Source organism: Pseudomonas sp. IPO3778 (assembly GCF_013386825.1).
Lineage (GTDB): Bacteria > Pseudomonadota > Gammaproteobacteria > Pseudomonadales > Pseudomonadaceae > Aquipseudomonas.
The window spans coordinates 1-23,664 of the sequence record NZ_JACARC010000076.1 but is presented as its reverse complement, the minus strand read 5'-3'; the positions used below and the strand labels follow the sequence as shown (position 1 = coordinate 23,664).

Annotated in this window: 29 protein-coding genes; all 29 read right to left on the bottom strand. The window is 59.0% G+C overall.

All coding sequences use genetic code 11. The features are described 5' to 3' along the window. Window positions 1-854: 854 nt before the first annotated feature. Window positions 855-4,376 carry a host specificity protein J gene (locus tag HX855_RS29860; RefSeq protein WP_177089985.1) on the bottom strand — a complete coding sequence of 1,174 codons (3,522 nt, stop codon included), beginning with the start codon at window positions 4,374-4,376 and terminating at the stop codon, window positions 855-857. A gap of 53 nt (window positions 4,377-4,429) precedes the next feature. Beyond that, complete coding sequence (locus HX855_RS29855) at window positions 4,430-5,017, bottom strand: tail assembly protein (protein WP_177089986.1); 588 nt, start codon at window positions 5,015-5,017, stop codon at window positions 4,430-4,432. Continuing rightward, window positions 5,014-5,796, bottom strand: a complete 783-nt coding sequence (locus HX855_RS29850) for a C40 family peptidase (RefSeq protein ID WP_177089987.1) — start codon at window positions 5,794-5,796, stop codon at window positions 5,014-5,016. Before HX855_RS29850 ends, HX855_RS29855 begins: the two co-directional genes overlap by 4 nt. Window positions 5,797-5,798: 2 nt before the next feature. Then, window positions 5,799-6,503: a phage minor tail protein L gene (locus HX855_RS29845; RefSeq protein WP_177089988.1), complete on the bottom strand. Its 705-nt coding sequence runs from the start codon at window positions 6,501-6,503 to the stop codon at window positions 5,799-5,801. 48 nt (window positions 6,504-6,551) lie between these two features. Continuing rightward, on the bottom strand, window positions 6,552-6,902 hold the full coding sequence (locus tag HX855_RS29840) for a phage tail protein (RefSeq protein ID WP_177089989.1): 351 nt from the start codon (window positions 6,900-6,902) through the stop codon (window positions 6,552-6,554). Continuing rightward, window positions 6,902-10,330 carry a tape measure protein gene (locus HX855_RS29835; protein WP_177089990.1) on the bottom strand — a complete coding sequence of 1,143 codons (3,429 nt, stop codon included), beginning with the start codon at window positions 10,328-10,330 and terminating at the stop codon, window positions 6,902-6,904. Before HX855_RS29835 ends, HX855_RS29840 begins: the two co-directional genes overlap by 1 nt. A gap of 59 nt (window positions 10,331-10,389) precedes the next feature. Next, a complete protein-coding gene (locus HX855_RS29830) occupies window positions 10,390-11,223 on the bottom strand; it encodes a hypothetical protein (RefSeq protein ID WP_177089991.1) in 834 nt (277 codons plus the stop codon). Between the two features lie 323 nt (window positions 11,224-11,546). Then, window positions 11,547-11,876 (bottom strand): hypothetical protein, encoded by a 330-nt coding sequence (locus tag HX855_RS29825; RefSeq protein ID WP_177089992.1) that lies wholly within the window; start codon window positions 11,874-11,876, stop codon window positions 11,547-11,549. A 39-nt stretch (window positions 11,877-11,915) separates the two neighbouring features. Further along, on the bottom strand, window positions 11,916-12,413 hold the full coding sequence (locus tag HX855_RS29820) for a hypothetical protein (protein WP_177089993.1): 498 nt from the start codon (window positions 12,411-12,413) through the stop codon (window positions 11,916-11,918). Window positions 12,414-12,468: 55 nt separating this feature from the next. Then, on the bottom strand, window positions 12,469-12,855 hold the full coding sequence (locus tag HX855_RS29815) for a DUF3168 domain-containing protein (RefSeq protein ID WP_177089994.1): 387 nt from the start codon (window positions 12,853-12,855) through the stop codon (window positions 12,469-12,471). Then, the gene (locus HX855_RS29810; protein ID WP_177089995.1) at window positions 12,848-13,351 is read right to left on the bottom strand and encodes an HK97-gp10 family putative phage morphogenesis protein; all 504 of its coding nucleotides are present in this window, start codon (window positions 13,349-13,351) and stop codon (window positions 12,848-12,850) included. Before HX855_RS29810 ends, HX855_RS29815 begins: the two co-directional genes overlap by 8 nt. Window positions 13,352-13,534: 183 nt before the next feature. After that, entirely contained in the window at window positions 13,535-13,867 is a 333-nt protein-coding gene (locus HX855_RS29805; RefSeq protein WP_169922078.1) for a head-tail adaptor protein, read from the bottom strand. Next, window positions 13,864-14,181, bottom strand: coding sequence for a head-tail connector protein (locus tag HX855_RS29800; RefSeq protein ID WP_169922077.1), 318 nt, complete (start codon window positions 14,179-14,181; stop codon window positions 13,864-13,866). Before HX855_RS29800 ends, HX855_RS29805 begins: the two co-directional genes overlap by 4 nt. After that, the gene (locus HX855_RS29795; protein WP_177089957.1) at window positions 14,174-14,587 is read right to left on the bottom strand and encodes a hypothetical protein; all 414 of its coding nucleotides are present in this window, start codon (window positions 14,585-14,587) and stop codon (window positions 14,174-14,176) included. The genes HX855_RS29800 and HX855_RS29795 overlap by 8 nt, the downstream gene beginning before the upstream one ends. A 41-nt stretch (window positions 14,588-14,628) precedes the next feature. Further along, window positions 14,629-15,834 (bottom strand): phage major capsid protein, encoded by a 1,206-nt coding sequence (locus HX855_RS29790; RefSeq protein ID WP_177089996.1) that lies wholly within the window; start codon window positions 15,832-15,834, stop codon window positions 14,629-14,631. Window positions 15,835-15,844: 10 nt separating this feature from the next. Further along, window positions 15,845-16,504: an HK97 family phage prohead protease gene (locus HX855_RS29785; protein WP_080519864.1), complete on the bottom strand. Its 660-nt coding sequence runs from the start codon at window positions 16,502-16,504 to the stop codon at window positions 15,845-15,847. Next, the gene (locus HX855_RS29780) at window positions 16,482-17,693 is read right to left on the bottom strand and encodes a phage portal protein (RefSeq protein WP_177089997.1); all 1,212 of its coding nucleotides are present in this window, start codon (window positions 17,691-17,693) and stop codon (window positions 16,482-16,484) included. Before HX855_RS29780 ends, HX855_RS29785 begins: the two co-directional genes overlap by 23 nt. After that, window positions 17,693-17,884 carry a hypothetical protein gene (locus HX855_RS29775; RefSeq protein ID WP_080519862.1) on the bottom strand — a complete coding sequence of 64 codons (192 nt, stop codon included), beginning with the start codon at window positions 17,882-17,884 and terminating at the stop codon, window positions 17,693-17,695. Before HX855_RS29775 ends, HX855_RS29780 begins: the two co-directional genes overlap by 1 nt. After that, the gene (locus HX855_RS29770; RefSeq protein ID WP_177089998.1) at window positions 17,881-19,608 is read right to left on the bottom strand and encodes a terminase large subunit; all 1,728 of its coding nucleotides are present in this window, start codon (window positions 19,606-19,608) and stop codon (window positions 17,881-17,883) included. The genes HX855_RS29775 and HX855_RS29770 overlap by 4 nt, the downstream gene beginning before the upstream one ends. After that, window positions 19,608-20,093, bottom strand: a complete 486-nt coding sequence (locus HX855_RS29765; protein ID WP_177089999.1) for a phage terminase small subunit P27 family — start codon at window positions 20,091-20,093, stop codon at window positions 19,608-19,610. The genes HX855_RS29770 and HX855_RS29765 overlap by 1 nt, the downstream gene beginning before the upstream one ends. 135 nt (window positions 20,094-20,228) lie before the next feature. After that, window positions 20,229-20,624, bottom strand: a complete 396-nt coding sequence (locus HX855_RS29760; protein ID WP_177090000.1) for an HNH endonuclease — start codon at window positions 20,622-20,624, stop codon at window positions 20,229-20,231. Beyond that, window positions 20,624-20,788, bottom strand: a complete 165-nt coding sequence (locus HX855_RS29755; protein WP_177090001.1) for a hypothetical protein — start codon at window positions 20,786-20,788, stop codon at window positions 20,624-20,626. Before HX855_RS29755 ends, HX855_RS29760 begins: the two co-directional genes overlap by 1 nt. A 13-nt stretch (window positions 20,789-20,801) precedes the next feature. Beyond that, window positions 20,802-21,119 carry a hypothetical protein gene (locus HX855_RS29750; RefSeq protein ID WP_177090002.1) on the bottom strand — a complete coding sequence of 106 codons (318 nt, stop codon included), beginning with the start codon at window positions 21,117-21,119 and terminating at the stop codon, window positions 20,802-20,804. Then, window positions 21,119-21,490: a hypothetical protein gene (locus HX855_RS29745; protein WP_054917196.1), complete on the bottom strand. Its 372-nt coding sequence runs from the start codon at window positions 21,488-21,490 to the stop codon at window positions 21,119-21,121. The genes HX855_RS29750 and HX855_RS29745 overlap by 1 nt, the downstream gene beginning before the upstream one ends. 67 nt (window positions 21,491-21,557) lie before the next feature. Then, window positions 21,558-21,905, bottom strand: a complete 348-nt coding sequence (locus HX855_RS29740; RefSeq protein WP_177090003.1) for a hypothetical protein — start codon at window positions 21,903-21,905, stop codon at window positions 21,558-21,560. Further along, window positions 21,902-22,102, bottom strand: a complete 201-nt coding sequence (locus tag HX855_RS29735; protein ID WP_177090004.1) for a hypothetical protein — start codon at window positions 22,100-22,102, stop codon at window positions 21,902-21,904. Before HX855_RS29735 ends, HX855_RS29740 begins: the two co-directional genes overlap by 4 nt. Window positions 22,103-22,239: 137 nt before the next feature. Next, a complete protein-coding gene (locus HX855_RS29730) occupies window positions 22,240-22,593 on the bottom strand; it encodes an antiterminator Q family protein (protein WP_177090005.1) in 354 nt (117 codons plus the stop codon). Between the two features lie 3 nt (window positions 22,594-22,596). Then, complete coding sequence (locus HX855_RS29725) at window positions 22,597-22,911, bottom strand: hypothetical protein (protein ID WP_177090006.1); 315 nt, start codon at window positions 22,909-22,911, stop codon at window positions 22,597-22,599. A 5-nt stretch (window positions 22,912-22,916) separates the two neighbouring features. Further along, window positions 22,917-23,664: site-specific integrase (locus tag HX855_RS29720; RefSeq protein WP_177090007.1), on the bottom strand; the 748-nt coding region annotated here is incomplete at its 5' end.

Genomic DNA, 23,664 nt, shown 5'->3' with positions numbered 1-23,664 from the left:
GACATTCATGGCTATGTTATTAATTAGTATATAGTCGCCAGAGTCTAGGCCCGAAGGTGCACTGAAATACCTTATCTGATCGCCCTGCCCTCCTGTTCCGTTACCTATATATGTCCATGAAGATATTGTTCTTGTGAATTGAGCGCAGGGATTGCCATTATCAAACAATATTGTCGCATCTGCGCCCCACAGCCTAAGTCCATAATCGGAGGCTGGGCTGGCCTTGAATGCCGCGCAGAAATAACTGCCGGCACCTGAAACCCTCGTATAAAATCCTGTCCAAGCACCTGCCGAACCAATGATTCGGCAAAAACTTATTGTAGTAGTTGAGTCCGGCCTCAAAAATACGAGTGGTGGCTCCACAGAGTTGATCGTAACCGCGAAGCTCACTGCGGCCTGACCACCAGCAGCGGACCACCGACCCCGACTCAGAACGACAAGCCTTGAAAATTCAGAGTCAAGGGTTACAACGTCACTGTTATTTACAAACTTCAAGCCATATGACATTCACTTATACCTCATGACCAACAACCGCTGCGTACCCAAGGCAATTGCCGGAACATCAGCAGATGATAGGGCTCGATTTCTAAACCAGACTCTAACTACATTATTGAAGACCTGCGGCTCAAACTGACGACTGTATGCATCCTGAGAATTATTATTGGGATCAGTATATGATCCAATAGGTATAACTACTGCATTGCATGTCGCTGGATCCGTGCCAGGCGCACTTACATCGAGATATTCGGCAAGAGCCGGCCGTGTCACTAGCACCGAAAGTATTACGCGCACGGTAAAAGACGTCTCATCCAGCTCTAGCGCGCCCGTCGGCCCCCAAATCCTCATGCCGGCACTCATTCGGTTAGATCTCCAATTTGAACGCGCTTAACGTTGTTCACGTCCCAAAACCGCATAGATCGGTTCGTCATCATGGATCGTCCTTGACCAGGGACAAGCCCGTTGATTTCGAACGTTCCATCCTTCTTGAGAATCCACCCCTGCTGACCGGCGATGTAGTTGGTGGAACTGATGTACTCGCCTATCTTCTGGTTGGTAATGCTTCCATCTTCAACAAATAGCGACTTTATGAACGTCTGCCCGCCGACAACAGCGAACGGAGAAACTGGCGTGCCGTTGGCCAAGTTCAGCAGCATGAACGTGTCAGCCCTGACCACGAACTGCGACGACACTCCGGACGGATCGACCTGAAGGCCCAATCCGAATGACGCGGCGTACTTCTGCCCACCGGCGGTGGTCTCCATCTTCACCGACCAGAGCGTCGACAATTGGCCGTTAGTGTTGGCCAATGCCGAGGACGTTTCCTGAATGGCGGAGGTGTTCTGACCGACCGTCGCTTCCAGCTTCGTCGTCTTGGTCGCCTCGGCCTCGATCGCCGTCGCCCTGACCTTGCTCTCCTGCACAATCGCCGCCGTGCTGGCCCATCCCTTCAGTGCATCAGCTTTTGCCCCACTACCGCTGTCATCGCGAGCAGAAGCCCGCAATGCATTGGTGGTGCTGGCTTGTGCCGTAACCACGCCATCGAGTTCCGTGATATCAGCGGTGTTCGTGGAAACCTGTTGGGCCAGACCATTTGCTGTTTCTACGGACTGACCGACATCCAGCCAGTACGTGGCGTTCGGTGGCGGGTGATCTACAGGCACCTCTTGCTTCGCCTGGTAGATCCGGCCGTCCTCCACCACCATCTGGCCTTTCAGGTAGGTCGCCTCATGGTCATACCCCTTCAAGCCATCCAGCAAATCGATCTGATCCTGCAGGCCGTCAAGCTCATCCAAGACATCCTTGCCCAATTCAGTTTTCGTGACCTTGCCGGTGATCAGCTCAAGCACCGGACCAGCATCCGAACTAGCCTGCCCCATCACACCATTGCCGACCGGATAGAACGGGCCGACATTGCCGGTGCGGTCTACCAGGCGAGCCCAGAAAAACAGGGTTGCGCCCGCCAACAGCTGCTGCATGCGGTAATCAGCCTGCGGATAAGCCAGGTCGGCCAGCTTGGTCGCCGCCCCCAGATCGTTTGCAGGGCCGTACCACAGCTCGGTGCGCTGGGTATCCTCCGCGCCAGGTGGGAAAGCCCACTTGATGCCGATGCCGAACAGTTCGCTGGTGATGGTCAGGAACGCCACCGCCGGCGGCAGACCGACCTTTCCTTCCAGGTTGGTCAGGATCGAGGTGGTCGGGATCGATGACACGTTGAGCGCATTCACTGCGCGCGCCCGAGCCATGTACTGGCCGGAGTAGATGCCGCGCACGTCAGCCATGAGCTCACCCGTGCGCGGAATTGGCACCCACTCCCTGGCGCCCCACTTCCACTCCACGTCATAACCCACCGCGCCCGGCGCAGCATCCCAGGCAATGGACATGACGGTGACGGCAATGCCCTGCTCAATCACGACGTTCTGGCTGAGCATTACTCGCGCCGGGGCTTCCTGACTCCCCACCGGAATGCCGGTGATAGGCCGGGGATCTACAACAGCACCGTGGTCAATTACATCGAACTTGCTCGGATCATGCTGAATCACCTCGAGCTGGAACTGGTGCCACTCTGGCCGCGTTACGTTGCGGACGTAGAATTGCATCAGCTTCAGGTCCTCATAGTCGAGAATCCAGCCGCACTCGGCCTGGGGTTGCTCGCTGTAATCGGCCATCAGCGTGACGTTACGGCCGGCAACAGACTTCACCACCCGGCCCTCGGACTTCCCGCTGGGCAGGTTAACCATCAGGCGAGCCCCGACCGGCACCACTGTGTCACGGTCAAGCGTGACCACCCGGCCGGCTGCCGCAGCAATACGCCCGCCGTTGTTGCGGCCAACCAGCATCGGGTCAGCCACGGCAATGACCTGGCCAGGCTTTGGAATGCCACCGTCCAGGCCGACGCGGAACACGCCGCCCTGTGTCTGAAGCTTCTCGGTCAGTGCAGCCCACTGCCCAGCGCGCTGCGCCTGGCCCAGGGATGTGCAGGCGATCGCACCAACATCGGTTTCGCGCACGATCCCACCCAGTTCCACCATCGCCTCGTCGTCAAACACCGGCTCCTTGTCAGTTTCAAAACCCTGGTCAGGATTGTCCCAGGACACCGTGTAGAGGCTGTGCCGGTCACGTGCCCGGGTGCCTTCGTACTTGATGGCACCGTTGTTGAGGATCTGCGTTTGGTTGTACGTGTATACCGGGTCGCCGGGCATATCCGCGTTGACCACGATCTGGCTGCCGTCCCAGTAGGCAAGGCCGTGGAAGATCGAGGCCAGGTCCTGCAGCACCGCGTAAGCCTCGGCCTGCTTCTGCAGATACAGGTTGCAGGTGAAGCGCGGCTCTTGACCGCCCTTCCCATCCGGCACCATTTGATCGCAGTACTGCGCAATGCGGTACAGCGACCAGCGATCAACCATGGTCGCGTCGATCCGATTGCCGAGACCGTAATAGGGATCGAGCACCAGGTCGTAGAAAATGAACGCTGGGTTGTTGGTGTAAGCCTCCTTGAAGGTGCCGTCCCAAATGCCATTGCTCGTGCCGGTGCCAGACGTTGCGTAGGTGCGGGTAGCGGCATCGTAGTTGGCGGGTACGCGAATGATGCGGCCACGCATCAGCACGGCAATCTTGGCGAAATCACCGCCGAATGTCTGGGCGTCGTACTCGACACAACCAACGGATGTCAGCGGGTATTCCTGATCGCTGTCCACCACCTCTGCGATGGCCTTGACGATCATCTGATCAACGACCAGGTCGGAGTTGGCGTTCGGGGTCAGGCGGCGTACCCGGATCGTCCATCGGCTGCCGGTGGGCAGCTCCAGCCGGTGCGCACGCTCGTACTCAGTGACGTTCTTGCGATCAACCGCGGTAACCAAGACCTCGACGTAGGGGCCGTTGTCGGTCGAAATGTCCACGGCGTAGTCAATGCGGACGCCGTTGATGTTGCCCGATGCGTCCTGGCTGCGCAGAGTCGGCCAGCTGAGCCGCAGGCGAACGGCATCGATAACCGGATTGGTGATCGTGTGTAGCCAGGGCGTGCCGTAGAGCAGTTCTTTTTTGACGTCGATCTCGTTGCTGGATTCCGAGATGCCCTCAAGTCGATCCTGGTTCAGTTCGCCTGAACGAAATTGCCACTTCAGGCCCGGGTAATTGATCGTGCCGTCAGGTGCTTGGGCCGGGGTGCCGTTCAACTTGAGCGAGCGCAAACCATCGACAGGGCCAACGATCGGCCCCCAGCTCCACATGTAGACGATTCGCGCTGTAGAGATCGACGGCACGCCGTTCAGGGCGATGCTGGGCTGCTTCGGCTTGGATTGGCCGCCCTTGCTGCCAACGATGGCGCGGCGCTTGCGTGGCGTGACGCGGCGCGCCTTCTTTGCTGCTGCGCTCATGCGCCCTCCAGAATGCAAAAACCCGCCGGAGCGGGTTTGTGGTGGTGACTGAATCAGATGTTGTCTTGGGTGTAGACCCCGCCAGACTCGACGGCGCCGCCGATCTCGCGCTCGCCATACAGCAATGGGTAGGGGTTGCCCTGGGCGATGGTCGTGACTGCACCGCCGAAGCCGTAGCTCGGGTTATTGCCGTCGTCGTTCTTGCCCTCGGCAGTCGCATTTGTGGCCGGGGAAAGCATCTGCACCACTCCGCCCAGGCCGACAGCGGCACCGGCGGCAAGCAGCCCCAGGCCCAGCCCGGTGGTGGTCCCGCCGGTGAACATGCCGGCCACAATCAGCACCACGCCTAAAAGCGTCTGGAACATGCCCGCCTGCTTGCTGCCTTGGACAATCGGCTGAATGCGGATGTCGCCCTCGGCGCGGCCCACCAGGTCAAGCTCCTGCTCGCCCAAGTTGCGCTCATCGACGAACACGGCGAACACCAGGCCCCGCTCCTCGGCGGTGCGCAGGTACTTCTCAAAGCCGGGCTTCATCATGCACAGCGCGGCCATGGCATCGCGGAAGCTGTGGACGTCCAGGGTGTACTGCTTGCCAAACTTCTTGCCCAGCACGCCGCCGAGCTTGATGGTGCGCATAGTCATGGGCGGTAGTCCTTGTGCCGGAGAATCAACTTCACCCGGTTGGCCATCGACCAACCGTAGATTTCACGGGCCGCCAGGCGCCCGGGCATGTGGTGGTAAATGAACGGGCCAGACCCGCCAAGCTTCGGCGCCGGCTCGCTGATGAGCGCCGGCTCATCGCCAAGGTAGATCACGGCGTGATTCGGGAAGTAGCACTCCCGGCCGGGCGTTGGGATCTGCAACACCAGCATGTCGCCGCGCCGTGCCTCGTTGACCTGGTAGAAACCGGTGGCCGCGAAGTTGTCCTCGTAGAGGCTCGGCCCGTCTTTCTGCTCCCACCAAAGATCGGAGCGCTCAAAGTTCGGCAGCTGCAACCCCGCCTCCCGGGCGTACCAGTCGCGGCACGCTGCCCAGCAGTCCAGCAGGCCATGGGAGAAGTCCCGGCCCAGCAGCGGCGCCTGGAAGCCCGAAGGCTTAAACCACTCGAAGTCACCGCCGGGCCAGCCGACAATGCCCCAAGGCAATTCGTGCAACTCGCAACTGACGCGGTCGGCCATGCTCGGCGCCGGCGCCTTGTCGGGATGGCTGTGGATGATCGCCAGCACCTCGCCCCGATCTTCCGCCCGGGCCATGTCCTTGTGATCGATTTGGAAATGTTCACGCGGAGTGGTGGCCAGGTTGCCGCAAGGCACGTACTCACGGCCGGAGGCGGATTTGATCACCACCCCACAGGCCTCTGCCGGATAGGCACGTTCGGCGTGAGCGCGGATCTCGCCCTGCAATTTTTGATTGATGCGCATCGCTACCTCGAACTTGCTATCAGGCTCGCGCCCATGGATCCGCCAAACCGGCGGGTGTTGCCCCGGAGCTTGCAGCTGCTCCACCAGCCGCCGCAGCGGTCCAGTGCGGGGTTGTCGGTGGGCTGATTCTTCTTGTCGAACATCGCCGTGCCGGTATAGGCGCAGGCCTCCTGCCGGTACCCGCCACGGCAGGCCCACCGGCAAAGCTTGGTGATCTGCTGCGCCGGCAGCATCTGGCCTTCCATGTCCGTAGGGCTCGACAGTGAGAACGTGACCGAGATGCTGGGCAGCGCCTCGGTCTTCTGCTCGATAAACCAGAGGTTCGTCTTTGCCTGGTCACTGGCGTCAGGGTTGCCGTCGGGGAAGTTGGCGGCGTCCAGGAAGTGGCGGAACGTTTCGATCACCTTGACCCGGGCGCCGGCCAAGTCGCGGAACTGGAAGCACAGGGCAGTGATCGCCCCGCGCACGCCGCCGAGCTCGTCGTCCACCTGCAGCGTCGGAGAAGCCGGGCGCCCATCCCCACGGATGTCGAAACCCTTTGCCTCGATCTGGAGCGGCGAATACAGCTGCCCCTGCCAGATGATGTCGCCCTCGTGGGCATGGCCGTGGAAGCGCCCAATCGTTGCACCCAGGCGCGTAGCGTCCAGCTCGTACAGCCGGATCTGGTTACCTGGCTCAAGCTTTTGAAGATCGGTGTTGTAATTCATAGGGCCCCAGAAACAAGAAACCCCGCACTTGGCGGGGTTTGGTGAGGTTTAAGGTCGGGGGTTGAACACCTGCTTCACGGTGAACGTGACGGTGTAGATGTTCATGCCGAGGGCTTTCTTCTTGTACCCATTGGCCCGGTACCAGCCTTGGGGCTCACCAGGCGGCGAATAGCGAAAAGCCTTATAGCCCTCATGCCGATCAAGGAACGCCAGCAACTCGGGCAACTCCTCGCCCGGTAGATCCTCGCCGGTGTGCACCAGATTCCATACCTGACTCTTGGTGTTGATGCCAATGCCCCCGGCCTGGACCATGCCGTCGCCAAACTCGTTTTCCCATGTTCGCTGGCTGATATCACCGTCAAGGCCGACCTCAACATCAAAAGTAAATGTCTCAGCCATCAACGCCTCCACAGCCGGCCACCCTGGCCCATTTCACGATCAAGGAATTTGCCGAACTGCGTCTCCAGCCCGGCCGACATCGCCTGTCCTTGGCGTGCTGCATCCTGGTCTGTCATGCCGGGCTGTGCCTGCACGGTGATTGGTGCGTTGAAGACAATCTGTGTCGGCCCGCTTGGTGCCGACTGGGCGCCAGCGCCAACCATTGCGGTCCGCCCGTCACCAGCTGACTCCAGGCTACCGACGCCGATCTGCGCATACGGCTGCTCGCTGCCCAGCCCCCTATCGATCCTCGACAGCACGGCGTCAAGCTTGGCGCTCGTTTGAGCGGTAGTTACGCGCTCGCCCTCTTGCAGGAACCAGGTGCCATCCTTTGGAACCGCATCTATACCGTCGTGCGCCATACCCGCCAGAGCAGTCATGCCGACAGCCGAAGCCAGCGGCCCGGTTACAGCCATGGCGGTGGCCATCGCCGCCGGCGCTGCTGCTGGGCCAATGATCGGAATCGCCGCGGTGGACGCGAAGGCGTTCAGGCCAGCCGTCAGCGACATGGCTTGCGCGTTTGCCCCCAGCGTGCCGGCGGCGCTCGCCTGAGTGGTTTTGCCCACGAGCAGTTGCACGCCCTGGTAGATCAACCACTGAGCCGCCATGTCACCCAGCGCCTTGAGCATCGACTTGGCGAAGTTGCCAATCATGTCGCCCAGGGCGTCACCGGCATCCTCGGCGCCGCTGGCCACATCCGAGAAGAAAGTGCCAAGACCGCTGGTGCCTTCTTGCAGCGCTGTGTTGGTTATGTCCGCAGCCTGGGCGGAATAGTCACGAGCGGCATCGGCATAGTTCGCCCACGCCTCGTTGACTCCATTCATCCAGTTGGTTTGCTGCTCGTCCGTGGCAGCGTAGAAGTCCTGCTGATACTGCAATCGCTTGTCGTACTCGCTCTTGAGCGTTGCCGTTTCGCTTGCATACAGCTGCGGGGTGATCTCCCCACTGTTGACCTGCTTCACAAGCTCATTCACATCAGCGGCGTACTTCTGCCGCATGACCAGATCGGCGCGCATCCGGTCTCTGGCTTTGTCGCCCATGCCAACGCCGGTCAGTTCCTGCGCGAAACCATCCTTCGTGGTTTGGGTGGTCAACGCTTGGGCATTCTTGAAGGCGGTCAGCTTCAGATCGTCTTCGTTGGCCTTCTTCAGCTTGTTCAGGGCATCCAGTTCGGCGGCCATGCCCTGGAGTTTTTTCTTTTGCGCCTCGCTCAGCTTGCCAAGCTTCCCTTCCTGAAGTTCGAAGGAAAGCTTCATCACCTCCGTGGCTTCGTTCTGCTTGTTGCCGGTGGTGTTGATCAGTTCGATCTGGCGCTTGTAGCCCTCCTCGGCAGTATCAAACGACTTGAGCTGTTGCTTGGCGGCAGAGGTAGTCTCGGTAGCGTTCTTTCTAGTCGCCTTGGCAGCCGCATCGTCAGCGGCTTTCTGGGCGTCTTTCGCGGCGGCAGCAGAGCGAATAGCAACGATCTGCTCTTCGGTGAGCAATGTGTTCTCACGGATGAATCTGTTCGCCGCCTCAAGGCTGGTTTTGTCTTGGGCAGTGGCCAACTGCTTCAGAAGCTGATCAAGGTACTTCTGGCCAGCCTGAGCAGCTCCCGCGCGGGCAGCAGCATTGTCACGCTCTGCCCGGGTATTGGCATCCGTCTCCCCGGTTAGCTCTGCCAATGCAGTCCTGAGCTTGGCGATGATCTCAGCCTTCTCGGCTGCAGCGCCGCCGCTCTTTTCGAGGGCGTTGGCCATCTCATCAGTGACACCTGGGACCTCCCGCACCTGGTCTGCCACGGCCTTCCAGTCAACAACCATTCCAGAAGACTGATCGGACGACGCTTTCTTGATGATGTCCATTGCCGACTGGAACTCAGCCGGTAACGGAGCGATGCCACCCATGAAACCGGACGCGCCAGCAAGGCCGGCATTCGTCAGGCTGCTCTGAAACTCGAAGGCGATCGAGCCCGCCGCAGTGGTCAGGTCGCTCTCAGCATCCTCAATGGAGGCCTTCAGCTCCCGGAGAGTGACAGACTGCGTTGCCCGGTTGAGCTTGTTGAATCGCTCAACGAGCTTATCGATCGGGTCACTGAGATCACCCAGCTTCTTCTCAAGCACGCTGGTGTTGTCACGCAGTGTGATGAATGCGGTCGCGGCACCAATAGCGAGAGCCGCGACACCAACAGGCCCGCCAAGAAGGCCAAGCAAGCCACTACTTGCACGCCCAAGGCCTGCCTGTGCAGACGAGACGGCGGTGGTCGCCCTTGCCTCTGCCATGCGCGCTTCCGCAAGCTGCAGAGACATTTGAGTTTGTACGGCGGTACCGCGCGCAGCCACCGCCTCTTTCTGGGCAAGGAACACCGTTGTCTGCGCTTTTTGCTGCTCGGCCTGGGCGGCGAGGAGAACGGCGGTTGCCTGCGCTTTGCGCGCAGCCGCGTCCTTGTAGGCAGAGTACGTTGCTATTGCGGCAGAGTTTGCCGAGGTTACACCGTACCGAGTTAAAGCAGTGATGGCCGCGAAGATGGCGATATCAGCCAGGGTGGAAAAATTGTCACCGAGCACCGCGATGCCGCTGCCAAGTTTGCCAGTGAAGTCGGCGGTCTCGTCCAACTGGCCAATGTAAACGCTAAATGCATTGGACAGGTTCTGCAGCGCATCACGTACTGCAACACTCATGCTGTCAGCGAGAATACCATTGGCTTCCGAGGCCTTCTGCAATCCTGAAGTCAGGATGTCTAGGCCAAGCTTCCCCTGCGCGCCGAGACTGCGGATTTCCTCAGCTGTCTTACCCGTCGATTTGGCAATGGTGTCCACAACCGTGGGCATCGCCGCCAGAATTGATTGCCAACCGTCAGCCTCAACCTTTCCAGTCTGAAGCGCCTTCGAATAAGCATCGATGGCAGAACTGGCTTTATCTGCTGAAGCAGAGTTAGTCACCAGCAAAAAGCTAAAACTATCCATCACATCCAGCGCCTGGCTGGTGTTATAGCCCATGGACTTGAGACTGTCCGATGTGCGGATGTACAGCTCTTGAGCTTCGGCCAAAGGTCGGTAGGTGCGCTTTGCGGTATCGAGCAGGCGCTGCTGCACCAGATCGTATTCACCCACACTCACGGTCGCCATGCCGATACGATCGGACATCTGGCCGTAGGAGTCAGCCGTCTCGATGATCTTGCCAATACCAGCAGCACCAATCGCTGCAGCGAGAGCCCCCTTAATCAATCCGGAAGCGTGCTGGGCGCGCTCACCGGTACGATCGAAGGCAGAATCTACACGGCCCAGGCTTTTATCGATCTTCCCCGAGGCTTGAGCAACACTGGAATCGGCACGCGCCATTTCCTGACGCAACTGGGCAGTGGTCGCCTCGATGCGGACGAGCATCCCCTGTACGTCGGTATCAGCCATGCTTTTCTCCGGGCAATAAAAAACCCACCGAAGTGGGCTTTCTTGATGAATGAATTAACTCAGAGCGTCTCTATGCTCATTTTTGCTTCGTCGTCGTATATCTGACCGGTTTTGATATTTACGACCTTAATCCAAAACACCTTTGCTTGGAAAAAGTAACTATCAATCTCTGACTCGTGCGGGCTGCTGATCGTTGGCGCGTGATAATCCTTCGCGGCCTGAACAAAGTCTGGTACCGGCATTACGGTAAAATTGACTCGAATATTCTCTCGCTGGCTCTCCATCTCTTTTGCCGATATTTTCAACTTACCCGAAACGTTGTAGAAAAATACTGTCCCGGGTGCTTTAGGGACAGGGCTGAAAACGAGAAAATATCGGTCAATCTTCTGCTTCTCAATCAGAGCTGTAGCCCCAAAAGAGTTCTGTCCAGAGTAAGTCCCTCTAGAATAAGTATCCTCCCCAAGATCGAACGCCGGATAGTCGGTGTTGACCGCCTTCAGGGGATCCAGCCCACTCTTAAATCCCCGCCCTTGAGCGTCATGCATTGAGACTCGCAACGAAAACTCACCGGTAACCCGATCAAACTTGATCGATGATGGCAGAACGACTCCGTTTACAGAAAAGTTTCCGAAGGAAGCCATCCTGCTCGCGAACGCAGCATCGGTCTCATACTCCCCTCTCGGCCCGCCAAGCCTTTTGAGTTCCCCGAGTAGGTCCTTAGCGGATGCAAAGCTCTTGGCTTGAACGTTTTTTCCAGCGGGATCGAATGTTATGAACACCTCTTTTTGAGCAGGCGCAACCTGGGCGCTGCCCGCAGAAGGCCGCACAGCAGGCTGAGGACCTGAGCACCCGTACAACACTGCCAATGCAGCAATCAAAATAGAAACACGCATCGCTTCACTCCCTGTATTTCCAGGGAATTTACCACTGCCTGATCTCAAAAAGCACTTATTGCTACTCCCATACTACTGAGCCTGCCGCCCCGTGAGCGCCTGCCGCAGCTTATCGGCCACAGTTGACGCAGATGGCTTATCAGCCTTGGCTTTCGCCTTTCCTCCGCCGAAGGGGTTCGTCATCTGCGCCCATTCGATCTTGGCGTCCATGGCCAGGAACAGTTCAGGGATCGGTGTGGCCCAGGCCAGTTCGGGCGACCAGCCCAACCAGCCAGTGGCTACCGCGTAGAGCCGGTCGACGTAGCTGCCGTTCTCGACAGCACTTACGCCGCCGCCGGCTTTTCCTTTCCCGCGTCAGGGCCCTTCGGGTTGTACAGCGCTGCCAGGTAGGCATTGAGCTGAATACTGACGTCAACGACGCCCGCCTGCCAAACCTGCTCAGCGATGGCCTCAGCATCCTTGCCGGTCAGCCCGGCGCCGCCGGCGATGATCACCGCGCAACCGCCGACGCTCAGCGCGTTGATTGCCTGGGACGCGCCGCGCAGCCCGCCGAAGTGGGCCTCAATGGCCCGCACCGCGCCGAGCGTGGGCTTGAGGGTGTACGTCTCGCCGTCGAGACTGATGTCGACGGTACCGAAAAGGGTCTTGCTCATGCGTCGAATCCTTTGGGTTCGGGGCCGAAGCCCCTCGGGTTAAGCCGCTGCAGCCGGGAGAATTTCCAGGATGTCGGAGTTGATGCCGATGGTGACGTTGCGGCGAACCACGTTGTCAGCGGCGCCGGCGGCGACGGTGTTGTTCATCACCTTGCCACGCAGGTAGAAGGTGGTCGGCAGCAGCGCCGGGGTGGCATCAGGATCGCCATCGTTCAGCGTGATCTTGATGTTGTAGTCGCCCTTGCTGCGATCCTTGTGAGCGATCTTCAGCTTGGCCTGGCCCAGGTCGCCGTTGTCGAGGCCGACAGCCAGAGTCAGGTCACCAGCATCAGCGGTGCCCTTGTACTTGCGTACCCGGCCATCGCGCAGCGAAGTGAAGGTCACAGAGCTGAACGTGTCGCCGAACTCGCCCAGGTCCTCCACTTCGCCGATACCGACGTAGGTGTCTGCTTTGTAGAGCGCTTCAGTGTCCGCGCCGTTCTTGCTACCGATACCGATCCGGCAGCCGGCGGCTGTGTTGAGGTTGTCTTCGGCCATGGGGGTTCCTCCAAGGGCACATTGGATAAAGCCGCGGTGCGGCCGGGTGTTGGGTTTAGTGAGTGGTGATGATGCGGACCGTGATCGATCCCTGGTACGTGACGCCGTCAGCATCGCGCTGGGCGTCGGCTTGCTCGACCCGGACCGACACTGCCCGGCCAACGTCCAGCGGCAACCGGCGCTCATCCAGGGCCGCCACAACCTCTCCGAGGATGCGCTTCACCTCGGCCTGGCCATGAGCGTCCGACCAGACCGACAGGTAGGTCAGGCGCTGCTGACGCTTCCTGCCGGCAATAGGCGAGATGTTGGTGGATATCTCCCGATCAAACGAGACATACGGCATATCCGAATCCATCGGGGCGCCGTCATAGACCGGACATGACACCTCGGCCTCCAACCTGGCGAGCAGCGCCTCCTGCAACGCAACGGACGGATCAGCCATTGGATATCCCCCTGCTTGCCTTGCTCAGCGTTCGACCGATGGCGGCCTTGATGTTGGCCACGACATATTCCCGGTTCACGTCCTTCGCTGGGCGAAGCCATGGGTGCGCGGGCCGTGCCGGAATGTCCGGGTACTTGCCGAAAAAGTGCGTACCGTCAGCCTTGTTCGTCGGCCGGCGGGCACGCCCCCCGGCGCGCTTGTTGCCGGTGTAGCCCTTCGTCCCGTACTCGACAAACCGCAGGTAGAAGAACCGTTGCTTGTTCTTCTTGCCACGGATACCGATCTGGGCGTCCAGGCCGCTTTGAGACACAAATACCGTCAGCGCGGCAGCAGCGGCACCAGTGTCTTTCGGGATCAGGTTCTTCATCGTCGAAAGAATGCGCTCGGCACTGTCACGCATCACCGGTGCCAACTCGTTATCCATGGATTGGTGGAGCGTGCGCAGCGTCCGGCGCAGCTTGAAGTCACCAGACATGCGCGAGCGACGACTGGCCATGTCCTACTCCTTGGCCTTGGAAGCCTTTTCAGTGACAGGCGCAGACTCGGGAGCAGGCTCTACCAGACCGCGCGCCACTAGGTCCGCACCAAGCTTGGCGTCCACCGTGAATTCTTCACCCTTTTCTCGGTCGCCGGTAGCGCCGGAAAGAGTGCCCAGGGCAACTACTTTCATATTTCACCTCTAAGGATTGGGTACGTTTGAACAGAGCAATCGAAGCATGTCGCGCTCGTTGTTGGGCAGCGCGGCTTCGATCAGGTAGGTGGTGGCGATTCCATTCGCCTGGTAGACCAGGCGATTGCCTGCGACCGCATCAGGGCGGGGATGCATGCGAATCTCTGCTGTTACCACCGCTTTCAGTTGCTCGGCCACGGGTGATACCCGCCCCGTCGGCAATGTAATCTCCGACCAGAGCTTGCCCACTTCGACCCACGCGATATCAAAACCGCCTGTTTTGTTCTTGGTGAGCACTGGCTTGAACATCGTGCCCCGGTGGCGCAGCGGTCCGGCCCTCATACATTCACCCAGCGGTGAGGCTTCCACAGAGCATTTGTTGCCATAGGCAGTTCCGCAGTGATCGTTCCGATCACCACCGTCTCGCGGCTGCTATACCAGTGCCCGATCAGCAACAGCGCTCCTTGCTTAATCGCCTTGGTCATCAGCAGGGCATTGCCGACTGGATCAGGCAAAGCCGTCTCAGGATCAACTAGCGTGCGATTGGTCCAGGTCTCAAACGCGCTGAGGGCTGCATCCGTGTAGCCTTGAATCAGCGCATTCTCGTCGTCATGGTCGACCCGTAAGTGAGCCTTGACGATGGGGAGATCAATCAACCTTCGGCACCAGCGCCTGAAGGGCTTCTTTGTTGGCGGACGGATCGAACTCGATCCCTTTGCCAGCGAGCCAGGCCTTCAGATCGAGAACCTTCATCTTGAGCGGATCGGTTTCTTTCTGCGCATCAATCGCTGCGTCGATTTCTTCCTGCGAGCTGCGCGACGCATACCCCTCAGGCGGGTAATTCAGCGCCAGATAGCCGCCTGCTACGAACTCAGCAATGGTCGGACCATCCATCTTCAGACCATTTGCGTCCAGTTGATTGGCGTAGGAAGCCACACCCAGGTGCTCGACCGCCACCAGCGCACAGCGCTCCGAGACATCCTGCTCGCCGGCTGCAACCTCAACTACATGGTTACCATCCGCAGAGAATGGGAACGGTTTTTTCACAATAATGATCGGCATAAATCCTCCGGTAGGCAGGGCGCCCGCAGGCGCCCACCCATTCAGGCAGCGGCGCTCAGGGTGAGAATCTTCACCGCCTGGGAGTCGACCAGCATGCCGCCGACGCGCTTGGTGGTGTAGAAGCCAACGAACGGCTTGTTGGTGTACGGGTCACGCAGCACGCGGGTACCGATGCGATCCACCACGGTGTAGGCGCGCTTGAAGTCGCCGAATGCGATGGCATTGGCGTCAGCCGCAACATCTGGCATGTCTTCGTTTTCGGTGATGCCATAACCCAGCAGGACCGAGGGTGCGCCCGCTTCCAAGCCTGGGCGCCACAGGTAGTTGCCCTCGCTGTCCTTCAGCTTGCGGACGTAGGCAACAGTCAGGTTGCCCATCATCCAGGTGCCATTGGCGCGGTAGCCCGCCTTAAGCGCATGGATGAGGCTGATCAGGCTGTCGCCAGTGATCGCACCGGCGGTGCCAGAAACGAGCTTTTGCAGAACGCCGAACGCTCGGTCGTCGTCGCTCTTTAGGTCGAAGCCGTAAGCCAGCAGACCTTTTGGCTTGTTGACGCCATCACCTTTCAGGAAAGCATTGCCTTCCTTCTCGGCGAAGTCGCGAGCAACCTCACCATTCAGCCAGCCCTCAGCATCAAAGAAGATGTCGTCAAGGCTGGTCTGAGTGGCTTGTGGGTTGGCGTACAGCTCACCCATAAACGCAGAGATGTTGCCGAGTTTGGGAGTGTTGGTTGCCGGACGAGGATCGGTTTCACCCACCCAGCCCGCGCCGTTACCGCCGAGGTTCACCAGACGCTTGTAGTCCGGACTGCCAACGGTGATCTGGTTGCAGACCTGACGCATAGGCGAGGTGTCGCGCAGCAGTTCGATGATGCTGCGGTCAAGCTCTTCGGGAACGGCGAAGCCGCCATCTGCATCAACGCCGACCTGCAATGCCTTCGCCTGCAGTTCGCCCAGGCCGGTCTCGATACCCTTGCGCACGAACTGCATGAATGCGGTCTTGTGCTCACTGGCGGCCTTGGTGCCGGTGCCGTCTGGGCGCTTGAGGGACAACAGCTCCTTTTCCAGATTGCTTTTCAGCTCATCAAGCTCGCTCAGCTTTTCGTTGAGGGTATCGACCTGGCCGGACAGCTTGCCCTTTTCTTCTTCCAGGCCATCAATGCGCTTGTCATTGGTCTTTTTGAATTCGTCGAACTTCTTGCCCAGGGCTTCGGCGACGTCTTCGATATCTTTCTTTTCAACAGCCATGAGAGGCTCCTTAAATGCGGGTCAACAGTGATTTGAGTGATTGCATTGCTTCGTCGGCATCCGCCTCTCGCGGTGAAACTGCGCCGTAGCCCTTGGCCATAAAGGCCTTGGCCTGGGAGCCAGAAAACCCAACCTCTCGAAGGGCTCGCTCCACTTTGCTGGGCGGCGGTGTTTCGCCGCGGGCCAGCAGAGATTTCACATCAGTGATCCGGGCCTCGTCGTTGGCCGGGAAGGTGACCGGGGATACTTCCCACAGGTCGATTGCCTTCAGTAGCCAGATTCCCTTTTCCTTGTCGTAGTCGTAACCGCCGTCCTCGAGCATGTAGCCGATGGACAGCCCGGTGAGACTTCCTGCTTTCATGTGTCCGTGCGCACGCTTGGCGAGTGGATCCGCCTCAACCAGGAGGCGGCCCTTTACGTACAGCCCAACGTCGTCCTCGCGCATCTCGGTGTAAACGCCGATCGGCTCGCTCATTTGGTGCTGCCAGAGCATTGCCGGCAGGCGCCCTTTTTCCTTCCACCTGGCGAGGCTTGCCGCAAATGCACCGCGGACAACTACATCGCTGTAGCTGTCCACGACGCCGAACACTGAGCCGTAGCCTTCGAACTCGCCGCTGTCGCTGACCGACTTAATGGTCAGCGGCACGTCAAGGCGCTGTTTTGTCTGCATCGTCGGCAGCCTCTGGATTGGTGGTCATGTTCATTGGGGTGAGGTAGATGTCGCCGCCTTCGCGGGGATTTTCGTCTTCCAGTTCGCGACAGTCGTTGGGGCTCAAGATCCCCCACTGAATGCCCCTACCATAGGATTCATAACGCCCTTTCAGGTCGCCGCGCATCAGCGCGCCAGCGTTGAACTTGGCGTAGTGAGTAAGGCGGTCTTTCTCGTTGAGCAGCCCAACCTGAATGCGGTGCTCGATGCGGGTCATGATCGGAACCAGTGAGTAGTTCACGAAGCTCATACCCATGTGTTCGATGTTGTTTAGCGTCATCTTTTCCATGCTGGCCACCAGATGTGGCGGCACACGGAACAAACCGCAGATTTGCGACTCGGTCAGTTTTTTGGATTCGATGAACTGGGTGTCTTGGGCGTTCAGGCTGATCGGTTTCCAGTCCAGGCCCATCTCCAGAATCATGGGTTTGTAGGCATTGGCCACGCCCATGTGTTCGCCTTGAAACTCCGTCTTGAGCCGGCCAAAGGCTTCGTCGGTAAGCTGCTGTTCAGTCCGCAAAACACCGCTAGTCACAGCGCCATTCGTAAAAAGCTTGGCGGCGTGAGCGTCCATCGCTTGGCCCAGACCCAGCGCCTGGCGAGCGTAAGCGATGGGGTTTAGCCCGTTGAGCCCGTCCAGCGTGAATAACCGCACATGCCATATTTCATCCTGGGTTAGCGTTTTCGTACCCGATTTGAAATTGACGGTGTACTCAACTGTCCAGTCGTCCTTGAGCTTTGGCGTGACGATGTCCGGGTTGAGCGGTAGGAGCTCAACCACATTGCCCAAGGCCTTCACCTTGTAGGCGAAGAAGTTGCCACGAAGACATAGGCACGCCACCAGCATTTCCCAGAACTCCTGGGCGGTCATGTAGCTGTTGGGGGCCATGGTAATCAGCGGATAGAGCCGGTGAGCCGTCGCCGGCAGTCGGACCCGACCGGTTTGCTTTAGCAGCCGGCAAGGCAGCATTCCCATTGACTCGGCCAGCACCCGCACGCAGTTGAATACAACCAGTTGCTGCATGGCACTAGTGGTGGTTACGCGCTGGCCAGCATTGCTTTCATAGCCTGCGCCCAATGCCTGGGCCAGCTTCTCCGGCGTATCAATGATCTGGGTGCCGCCTTTCCTTCCAAGGAGTGCGCGGAGCATCAGCGGCCACCTCGCACAATCGAGTACACGGACAAGGTGACCAGCAGCGCGCCGCAGACGGTTAACGCGAGTGGCTCACCCATCCATGCCCAAAGGCCGCGCGTCAGCAAAGCCAAACCAAGGACGCCGACGAGATCGGGGAAAGCCTCTTTCAGCGCCTCCAGCTTTGGCGACTTGATTTCGTCGGTCATAGGGTTCGAATTCCGTGTTTAGTGATGTGGTCAGAGAGGGTGTCATCGGGGTGAAGGTTTGCCAGAACTCGACCGATAGTCATGATCAACGCAACCGCGCCGTCGATTTTGTTGTCGTCCCCCTGCTTGATCGGGCGCACAACATCGTCGTTGCCTGGCAAGTTTTTGCCGATCACGTTTCCGATGCACCAGGTCATGATTGGATTGCCGTCGTGGTGGAACCGGCCAGCCTCAATAGCGGCCTCCAATTCCTTCATCGGGTCGGACATGTTGGTGTAGTTCTGCGTGATGGTGACCGGCTCAAAACCTTCGTCATCAAGGTCATGGCTGAGACCTGTCGCCCCGTGCGGATCAATAGGGCACTCGCGAATCGGGGCGAGATGATTCGCTTCCTTGGTGTCCTCAAGGATCTCGCGGTAGTCGACCTCGGCACCGTCGGTCACAGCCAGATGCTTTGAGTGAATCCACGCCTGAAACCGCTCGGACATCCTCTTGTTATCGGTATCGAATGCGGTGTCGTACGGAACCCAAAACTTCGGCGCAACGCTGTAGTAGTGGACCTTGCCATCGATAACGCGCCAGAACAGCCTGGCCCTCGAGTTCATGTCGAGCTTGCGTGCCAGGTCGAAGCCAGCGATCCATTCTTGTCCCTCGAACTGCTCCAGGGTCAGCGAGGTGTCCTCGCAGGCCTTCCAGCTTTCCATGTTGAAGAAGCCGGACTTCGCGCTCACCCAGAGGTTGAGGTGCTTTGTCTTGAAGGTGTTGGTGAATCGGGCCGAGCGAATTGCACGGGCTTGCTGGCTCTCCAGGTACTCCTGGAACACTGAGACCCCATGGTTCGGGTTAGCCTTGGCCAACATCTTCGGATCGGTCCAGTCATCGCCTTCATCGAGCGTCCAGATCCATCCGAAAAGTTCCTCGTCAGGCACGGTGCCTTCGAGCATCTCGATCACCTGGCGCCGCTTGTCGTAGCACGGCCCCTCGATGTCGGCCCCGGCGGTGGTGATGATGAACATCAGCGGTTGTCGGCGGGCGCCCATGCCCGTGAGCATGGTGTCGTACTGGGCCGACGTAGGGTGTTCGTGGTATTCGTCGACGATGGCGCAGCTCGGTGAAGCGCCGTCGCCTGGGTTGCCAATCAGCGGCTCGAAGCGGCTGAAGTCCGACGGGATATTCATGTTCGAGGCGTTCACCTCAATCCCGGCAGCCTGCACCAGCATTGGCGATTTGGTGACCATCAGCTTCGCCGGTCTGAACACTTCCCAGGCTTGCTTCTCGGTGGTAGCACCCGAGTACACCTCGGCGCCGAACTCACCGTCAGCCACGAACATGCTAATGCCCACTCCACCGGCAACAACGGACTTGCCATTCTTGCGCGGCACTTCCCAGTAGCTTTCGCGGAACCTTCGGTGGCCACCCTTCTTCTTGACCCATCCGAACGTCACTGCCAGGCCGAACAACTGCCAACCCTCGAGGGTAATCAGCTGTCGCTTGAATGCCCACTCGCCCTTTGTATGGGGCAGCAGCTGAATGAGCTTCAGCTTCTTCTCGGCCTTGGCCGGGTCAAACTTGAAGCGAAACCCACGCTTGCGGCTGGCCGCCACATCGTCGAAGTGGCGCTGCACGGCCTGGTGAATGTAGCGGCATGCCGGCACCTTCCCACGGAGAACGGAGCGACCCCAAGCCATTGCCTTGTCGACATTGGCGTGCAGGGCTTTGGTCATCAGGAACTCAGTAGTTGAGCGAACTCATTGGTTGAGGTTTTCTTGTTGCCGCCGATGATCCGCGTCCGGCTCGCCGGATCGAGGCCGAGCAGTGAGCCGAACGTGACCAATTGGCGCATCGATTCGTTCGCCGCAGTAAGTGCGGGGTTCTTCATAGGGCTGCCCTGGGCAGACGCCACGACGATCCCGAATTTCTGGACAGCCTCTTCGGACATGCGCCACTTGTCATAGGCGGAACAGAACGCCTCAACGTTGTGCAAATCGGTAAGCGCAACAACTTTTTCCCGGAGTAATTCAGGAATAAGCATCTTCCACATGGTGGCCGCGCGCTCGCTCAACCAGTCCGGCGGGTCGATGTTTGTGACGGCGGTGAACTGGGGCTCATCATGATTGAGTGCCCGCTTTCCGGGGTTCCCAGCAAGTTTTTTCTGGGCCGTCGGCTTGGGTTTGCGACCACGGCCGGCGACCGTGGCGGTGCCTCCCATCGCGCAACTCCTGAATTTTTAATTTCGCGGGTGTAAGAGAAAGGCCAAGGGGACGGTCTAGTTGACGAAAATCCCCAGGTTTTGACCCTCCCCCTCCGTTATTGAGAATCAACATCATTAAAGCGATGCTTTCGGTCATTTCGCAGCATTACTCGCTGGATTGCCCCAGCCGCCATCCTCCGTTGCCGTCTTCCGGCTGTGGCATGGGTGACACAAGGGCTGCCAGTTCGAGCTGTCCCAGAAGATCGTCCAGTCACCCTTGTGAGGCCGGATGTGGTCGACGTGGTTTGCAGCCACGACCAGCCCTTGCCGCTCGCACTCGACGCATAAGGGATACTTGGCCAAGTACGCCTTGCGAGCTTGCTGCCACTTGTAGCTGTACCCACGCTGGCTGCTGGTCTCGCGCTTGCGCTCATGTCGCTTGGCTTCGGCGCTCTTGCCGATGTCCGTGTGGGCATCGCAGTAGCGCGGGTTGCGAGTCAGTACATTGCAACCCTGGGCGTTGCAGGTCTTCTTTGGCCTCAGAGGCATTACGTACCAGCCTCCATTTTGAAACCGTGAGTCACCAGCCAATCAATGAATGCCTCGGGCATCTCATCGCGGCCGGTCAGCCAGCAGTAGCAGATGGCAAGGCTGAGAACATCAGTCACCCACCAACGCCGAACAACCTTGATCGTTACGCTTACCTTAGCCATCACCACCTCCAGCTCACTGCCCGACGCGGTTGAGTGCTTCATCCGCCTTGTCCGCTGCCTGGGCCGCTGTAGTCGCTGCCCTCGACGCCTTGTCAGCAGCGGTGCCAGTCTTGCGGGTCAGCTCTTCAAGTCGCTTGTCACGTTCGTCCATGGCGGCGTCATAGGCCTTGCGGATGTCGGTGACCTGATTGCTCTGCTTCTCGGCGAGAGACCAGTACGCGGCCTGGTAGCCGAAGATGGCGCCGCCACCAACGAGAGCGAGTGCGATGACCCAGACCTCGAAGCGTCGCCACCAATGGCGCGCGATAAAGTTGATTGCGCATCTTTCCATCAGTTGTTACCTCCAAGCTGAGTGCGCAACCGGGAGATCTCCTGGCTCTGCGAAGTCACCTTGTCAGTGAGTTGAGCGACCTGACTGGTCAGCGCATCAATGCGCCCTTCCATTCGACCTACAGCTGCGGCCAGTTCATTGCGTTCTTTGGCGAACTGATCGGCTCGGGCCTCGGCCTCTTTGCGAGCGACACGCTCCGAATCAAGCAGCTCGTTTAGGCGCCGAACGGTGCCGATGTCTGCATTGTCCATGACGCGCTCTGTGGCATCCCTGGAGAGGAACTTCCTCAGCCAGAGAAAGACGCCGAGCAGGATGGTGCCGCTGCCGCCCAGCCAAGCAAAGGCGCCAGGACCGAGGTCGTTTGGATCCATCCGATACTCCAGAAACGAAAAAGCCCCGCACAATGGCGGGGCTTGATAAGAAATTTAGTCTTGCGCGTTATAAAACCTTTTTTCCCTTGGCGGGACCTGAAGGTTTTCCAGGCTTAGTCTGAGACAGCGCACCGGTTGCAATTGATCTAGACACGGGCTGCCCACTAGAGGATCGCTCACCTGTCACGTCGACCCTCGCCCAAATACCTTTAAAGCCTTTATGGGCATGCGCCTTGCTTTCATTTTGTGTCAACGCTGAGGCAGCAATAGCCCGAGTAATGACCGCTGAAGCTTCAGCAGTATTAAGAGGAGAGAACTGATGCGGTTTCTTGGCAGTGGCACGCCCACGCTTAACAGCAACGCCTATGAGGAGCGCGATACCCACAACCCATAGAGCCATGATGGTCAGAGTCATACTTCCTCCTCAAGCATTGCCACGACATACGATGCGATGATTACAAAAAAGCTAACAACCGACATCGTCGCGCCGGTCCTGATCGTATCAGCGTCAATGGCTTCACCGATAATCAGTGTCGTGAAACCCGTGATCATAAAACCGGTGCCGATACACAACAATAGATTGGTAATCCAGCGGATCGTTTTGCCGTTCATCTACTTCCTTGATATCAAACGATCCAGTCTGGAGCCGGGTACAAACCCAGTATAGCAAAAAGCCCAACTCTAGGGTCGGGCTTTGCTCGCGGAAAAACCGCAAAGTAACTGAAATCTATATATCATCCCCGGTCCTGTCAAGCAGCCTGACGACGAATATCTAAAGCCCCATCAATCCAGGCAATTCCGGCCTTCCAGAGCCCGCGCGTCTTCTCCTCGCCGAACTTCATTTTCTTGCCTACCTCCATTAGCGAGGTGTCGCGACTGGTGTAGTACTTCATCAGGACCTGGCCGCATTCGGGGTATCGCTTCAGCAGGCGCCCCATCAGCCCATCGATCAGCAGCGCGTCGTCATCAGTGATGATCGGCGACAGGATGGTGTTCTCGCGAGAAGCGCAGCAGGACACGCCGGAACCCAGGACAACCCAGCGGCCCCAGTGCTCCAGCAAATCCTCGGCGGTACGCTCTTTAAATGTCGGTGTGAAGGCCATGGCTCAATCCCCTTTGTAAGACGAGCGGCCTGGGCCGCGGCTGTTGTTCTGTTGGTAGTCATCAGCCATTCGGCGCGACGGGCTGACGGTGATCATCAACCTACTGCGCTCCCGCCTGACCATCCGACCGAGCTGAACCACCAGGTCCTCGATCATCAGCGGCTCCAGCGTCTGGGCATGGACGAAGCCGGACGAGTGACATCCGATGCAGTCGAGCTCGTGAAAGACGCCCTTGATCATCCCTATGCCGGCGCATGACGGGCAGTCCGTGAGCGGTATCAAGCTGCGCACTAAGGCGGGGCCACTGCTCTTTTTCATCATTTTTAAACCTCGCCCTTAACAAATTGTGGTTCCGGCTCACAGGCCCCACCGTTCAAGGCGTCTACGATGTTTTGCGAATCTTCATATCTAACGCCTGTCTGCCCGTGAATCGCCTTTAAGCCACGCTCATCTAACCAGTTGTGCCACTTCACCAACGCCAGGCTGCGCTGCTCTTTGGCCTGGGTGTTGATGTAGGTGGAGGCGATCTTGCCCAGCGAGTGATTGAGCAGCATCTCGCCGATGTGCCCGTCTACGCCAAGGTCGGTCCAGGCTGTACGTGCCACTTTGCGCAGGTCGTGACTGGTCCAGGCGCCCTGCCCCAGCCGGGTAAACACGGCGCTCGCCTGGTTGTCGCTCAGCGGCTTGCCACGGCGTGACGGGAACAGGAAGGCACCCTCATATCCTTGAGCGGTCTGGCGGTCACGGTAGCGGCGCAGCAGTGCAACGACTTGGTCGGTCAGCGGCACCCGCAGCTCGGTCTTGGTTTTGGTGTGGTCGGCCGGCAGGAACCACTCGCGCTCTGGCAGCGCAATGTCGGCCCAGCGGGATTGCCGGGTCTCGCCAATACGGGTGCCGTGGCACAGCATCATCAAGGCCAACATGGCGTCACCCGGCGCGCTGTCGAAGCGCTCGGCCAGCAGGCGCACCAGGTCCTGCAGCTGCACGTCCCGCAACCGCGCCGGCTTGGGCAGAATGCGTGCCGTGGTGAAGTGGATGAACTTGAGCTCCGCCATCGGATTGACCGGTATC

What these genes read in the sequence shown, in the direction of transcription:
- HX855_RS29860 (WP_177089985.1), bottom strand. Translation starts at nt 4,376, where the DNA reads ATGAGCGCAGCAGCAAAGAAGGCGCGCCGCGTCACGCCACGCAAGCGC.
- HX855_RS29855 (WP_177089986.1), bottom strand. Translation starts at nt 5,017, where the DNA reads ATGACTATGCGCACCATCAAGCTCGGCGGCGTGCTGGGCAAGAAGTTT.
- HX855_RS29850 (WP_177089987.1), bottom strand. Translation starts at nt 5,796, where the DNA reads ATGCGCATCAATCAAAAATTGCAGGGCGAGATCCGCGCTCACGCCGAA.
- HX855_RS29845 (WP_177089988.1), bottom strand. Translation starts at nt 6,503, where the DNA reads ATGAATTACAACACCGATCTTCAAAAGCTTGAGCCAGGTAACCAGATC.
- HX855_RS29840 (WP_177089989.1), bottom strand. Translation starts at nt 6,902, where the DNA reads ATGGCTGAGACATTTACTTTTGATGTTGAGGTCGGCCTTGACGGTGAT.
- HX855_RS29835 (WP_177089990.1), bottom strand. Translation starts at nt 10,330, where the DNA reads ATGGCTGATACCGACGTACAGGGGATGCTCGTCCGCATCGAGGCGACC.
- HX855_RS29830 (WP_177089991.1), bottom strand. Translation starts at nt 11,223, where the DNA reads ATGCGTGTTTCTATTTTGATTGCTGCATTGGCAGTGTTGTACGGGTGC.
- HX855_RS29825 (WP_177089992.1), bottom strand. Translation starts at nt 11,876, where the DNA reads ATGAGCAAGACCCTTTTCGGTACCGTCGACATCAGTCTCGACGGCGAG.
- HX855_RS29820 (WP_177089993.1), bottom strand. Translation starts at nt 12,413, where the DNA reads ATGGCCGAAGACAACCTCAACACAGCCGCCGGCTGCCGGATCGGTATC.
- HX855_RS29815 (WP_177089994.1), bottom strand. Translation starts at nt 12,855, where the DNA reads ATGGCTGATCCGTCCGTTGCGTTGCAGGAGGCGCTGCTCGCCAGGTTG.
- HX855_RS29810 (WP_177089995.1), bottom strand. Translation starts at nt 13,351, where the DNA reads ATGGCCAGTCGTCGCTCGCGCATGTCTGGTGACTTCAAGCTGCGCCGG.
- HX855_RS29805 (WP_169922078.1), bottom strand. Translation starts at nt 13,867, where the DNA reads ATGAGGGCCGGACCGCTGCGCCACCGGGGCACGATGTTCAAGCCAGTG.
- HX855_RS29795 (WP_177089957.1), bottom strand. Translation starts at nt 14,587, where the DNA reads ATGCCGATCATTATTGTGAAAAAACCGTTCCCATTCTCTGCGGATGGT.
- HX855_RS29790 (WP_177089996.1), bottom strand. Translation starts at nt 15,834, where the DNA reads ATGGCTGTTGAAAAGAAAGATATCGAAGACGTCGCCGAAGCCCTGGGC.
- HX855_RS29785 (WP_080519864.1), bottom strand. Translation starts at nt 16,504, where the DNA reads ATGCAGACAAAACAGCGCCTTGACGTGCCGCTGACCATTAAGTCGGTC.
- HX855_RS29780 (WP_177089997.1), bottom strand. Translation starts at nt 17,693, where the DNA reads ATGCTCCGCGCACTCCTTGGAAGGAAAGGCGGCACCCAGATCATTGAT.
- HX855_RS29775 (WP_080519862.1), bottom strand. Translation starts at nt 17,884, where the DNA reads ATGACCGACGAAATCAAGTCGCCAAAGCTGGAGGCGCTGAAAGAGGCT.
- HX855_RS29770 (WP_177089998.1), bottom strand. Translation starts at nt 19,608, where the DNA reads ATGACCAAAGCCCTGCACGCCAATGTCGACAAGGCAATGGCTTGGGGT.
- HX855_RS29765 (WP_177089999.1), bottom strand. Translation starts at nt 20,093, where the DNA reads ATGGGAGGCACCGCCACGGTCGCCGGCCGTGGTCGCAAACCCAAGCCG.
- HX855_RS29760 (WP_177090000.1), bottom strand. Translation starts at nt 20,624, where the DNA reads ATGCCTCTGAGGCCAAAGAAGACCTGCAACGCCCAGGGTTGCAATGTA.
- HX855_RS29755 (WP_177090001.1), bottom strand. Translation starts at nt 20,788, where the DNA reads ATGGCTAAGGTAAGCGTAACGATCAAGGTTGTTCGGCGTTGGTGGGTG.
- HX855_RS29750 (WP_177090002.1), bottom strand. Translation starts at nt 21,119, where the DNA reads ATGGAAAGATGCGCAATCAACTTTATCGCGCGCCATTGGTGGCGACGC.
- HX855_RS29745 (WP_054917196.1), bottom strand. Translation starts at nt 21,490, where the DNA reads ATGGATCCAAACGACCTCGGTCCTGGCGCCTTTGCTTGGCTGGGCGGC.
- HX855_RS29740 (WP_177090003.1), bottom strand. Translation starts at nt 21,905, where the DNA reads ATGACTCTGACCATCATGGCTCTATGGGTTGTGGGTATCGCGCTCCTC.
- HX855_RS29735 (WP_177090004.1), bottom strand. Translation starts at nt 22,102, where the DNA reads ATGAACGGCAAAACGATCCGCTGGATTACCAATCTATTGTTGTGTATC.
- HX855_RS29730 (WP_177090005.1), bottom strand. Translation starts at nt 22,593, where the DNA reads ATGGCCTTCACACCGACATTTAAAGAGCGTACCGCCGAGGATTTGCTG.
- HX855_RS29725 (WP_177090006.1), bottom strand. Translation starts at nt 22,911, where the DNA reads ATGAAAAAGAGCAGTGGCCCCGCCTTAGTGCGCAGCTTGATACCGCTC.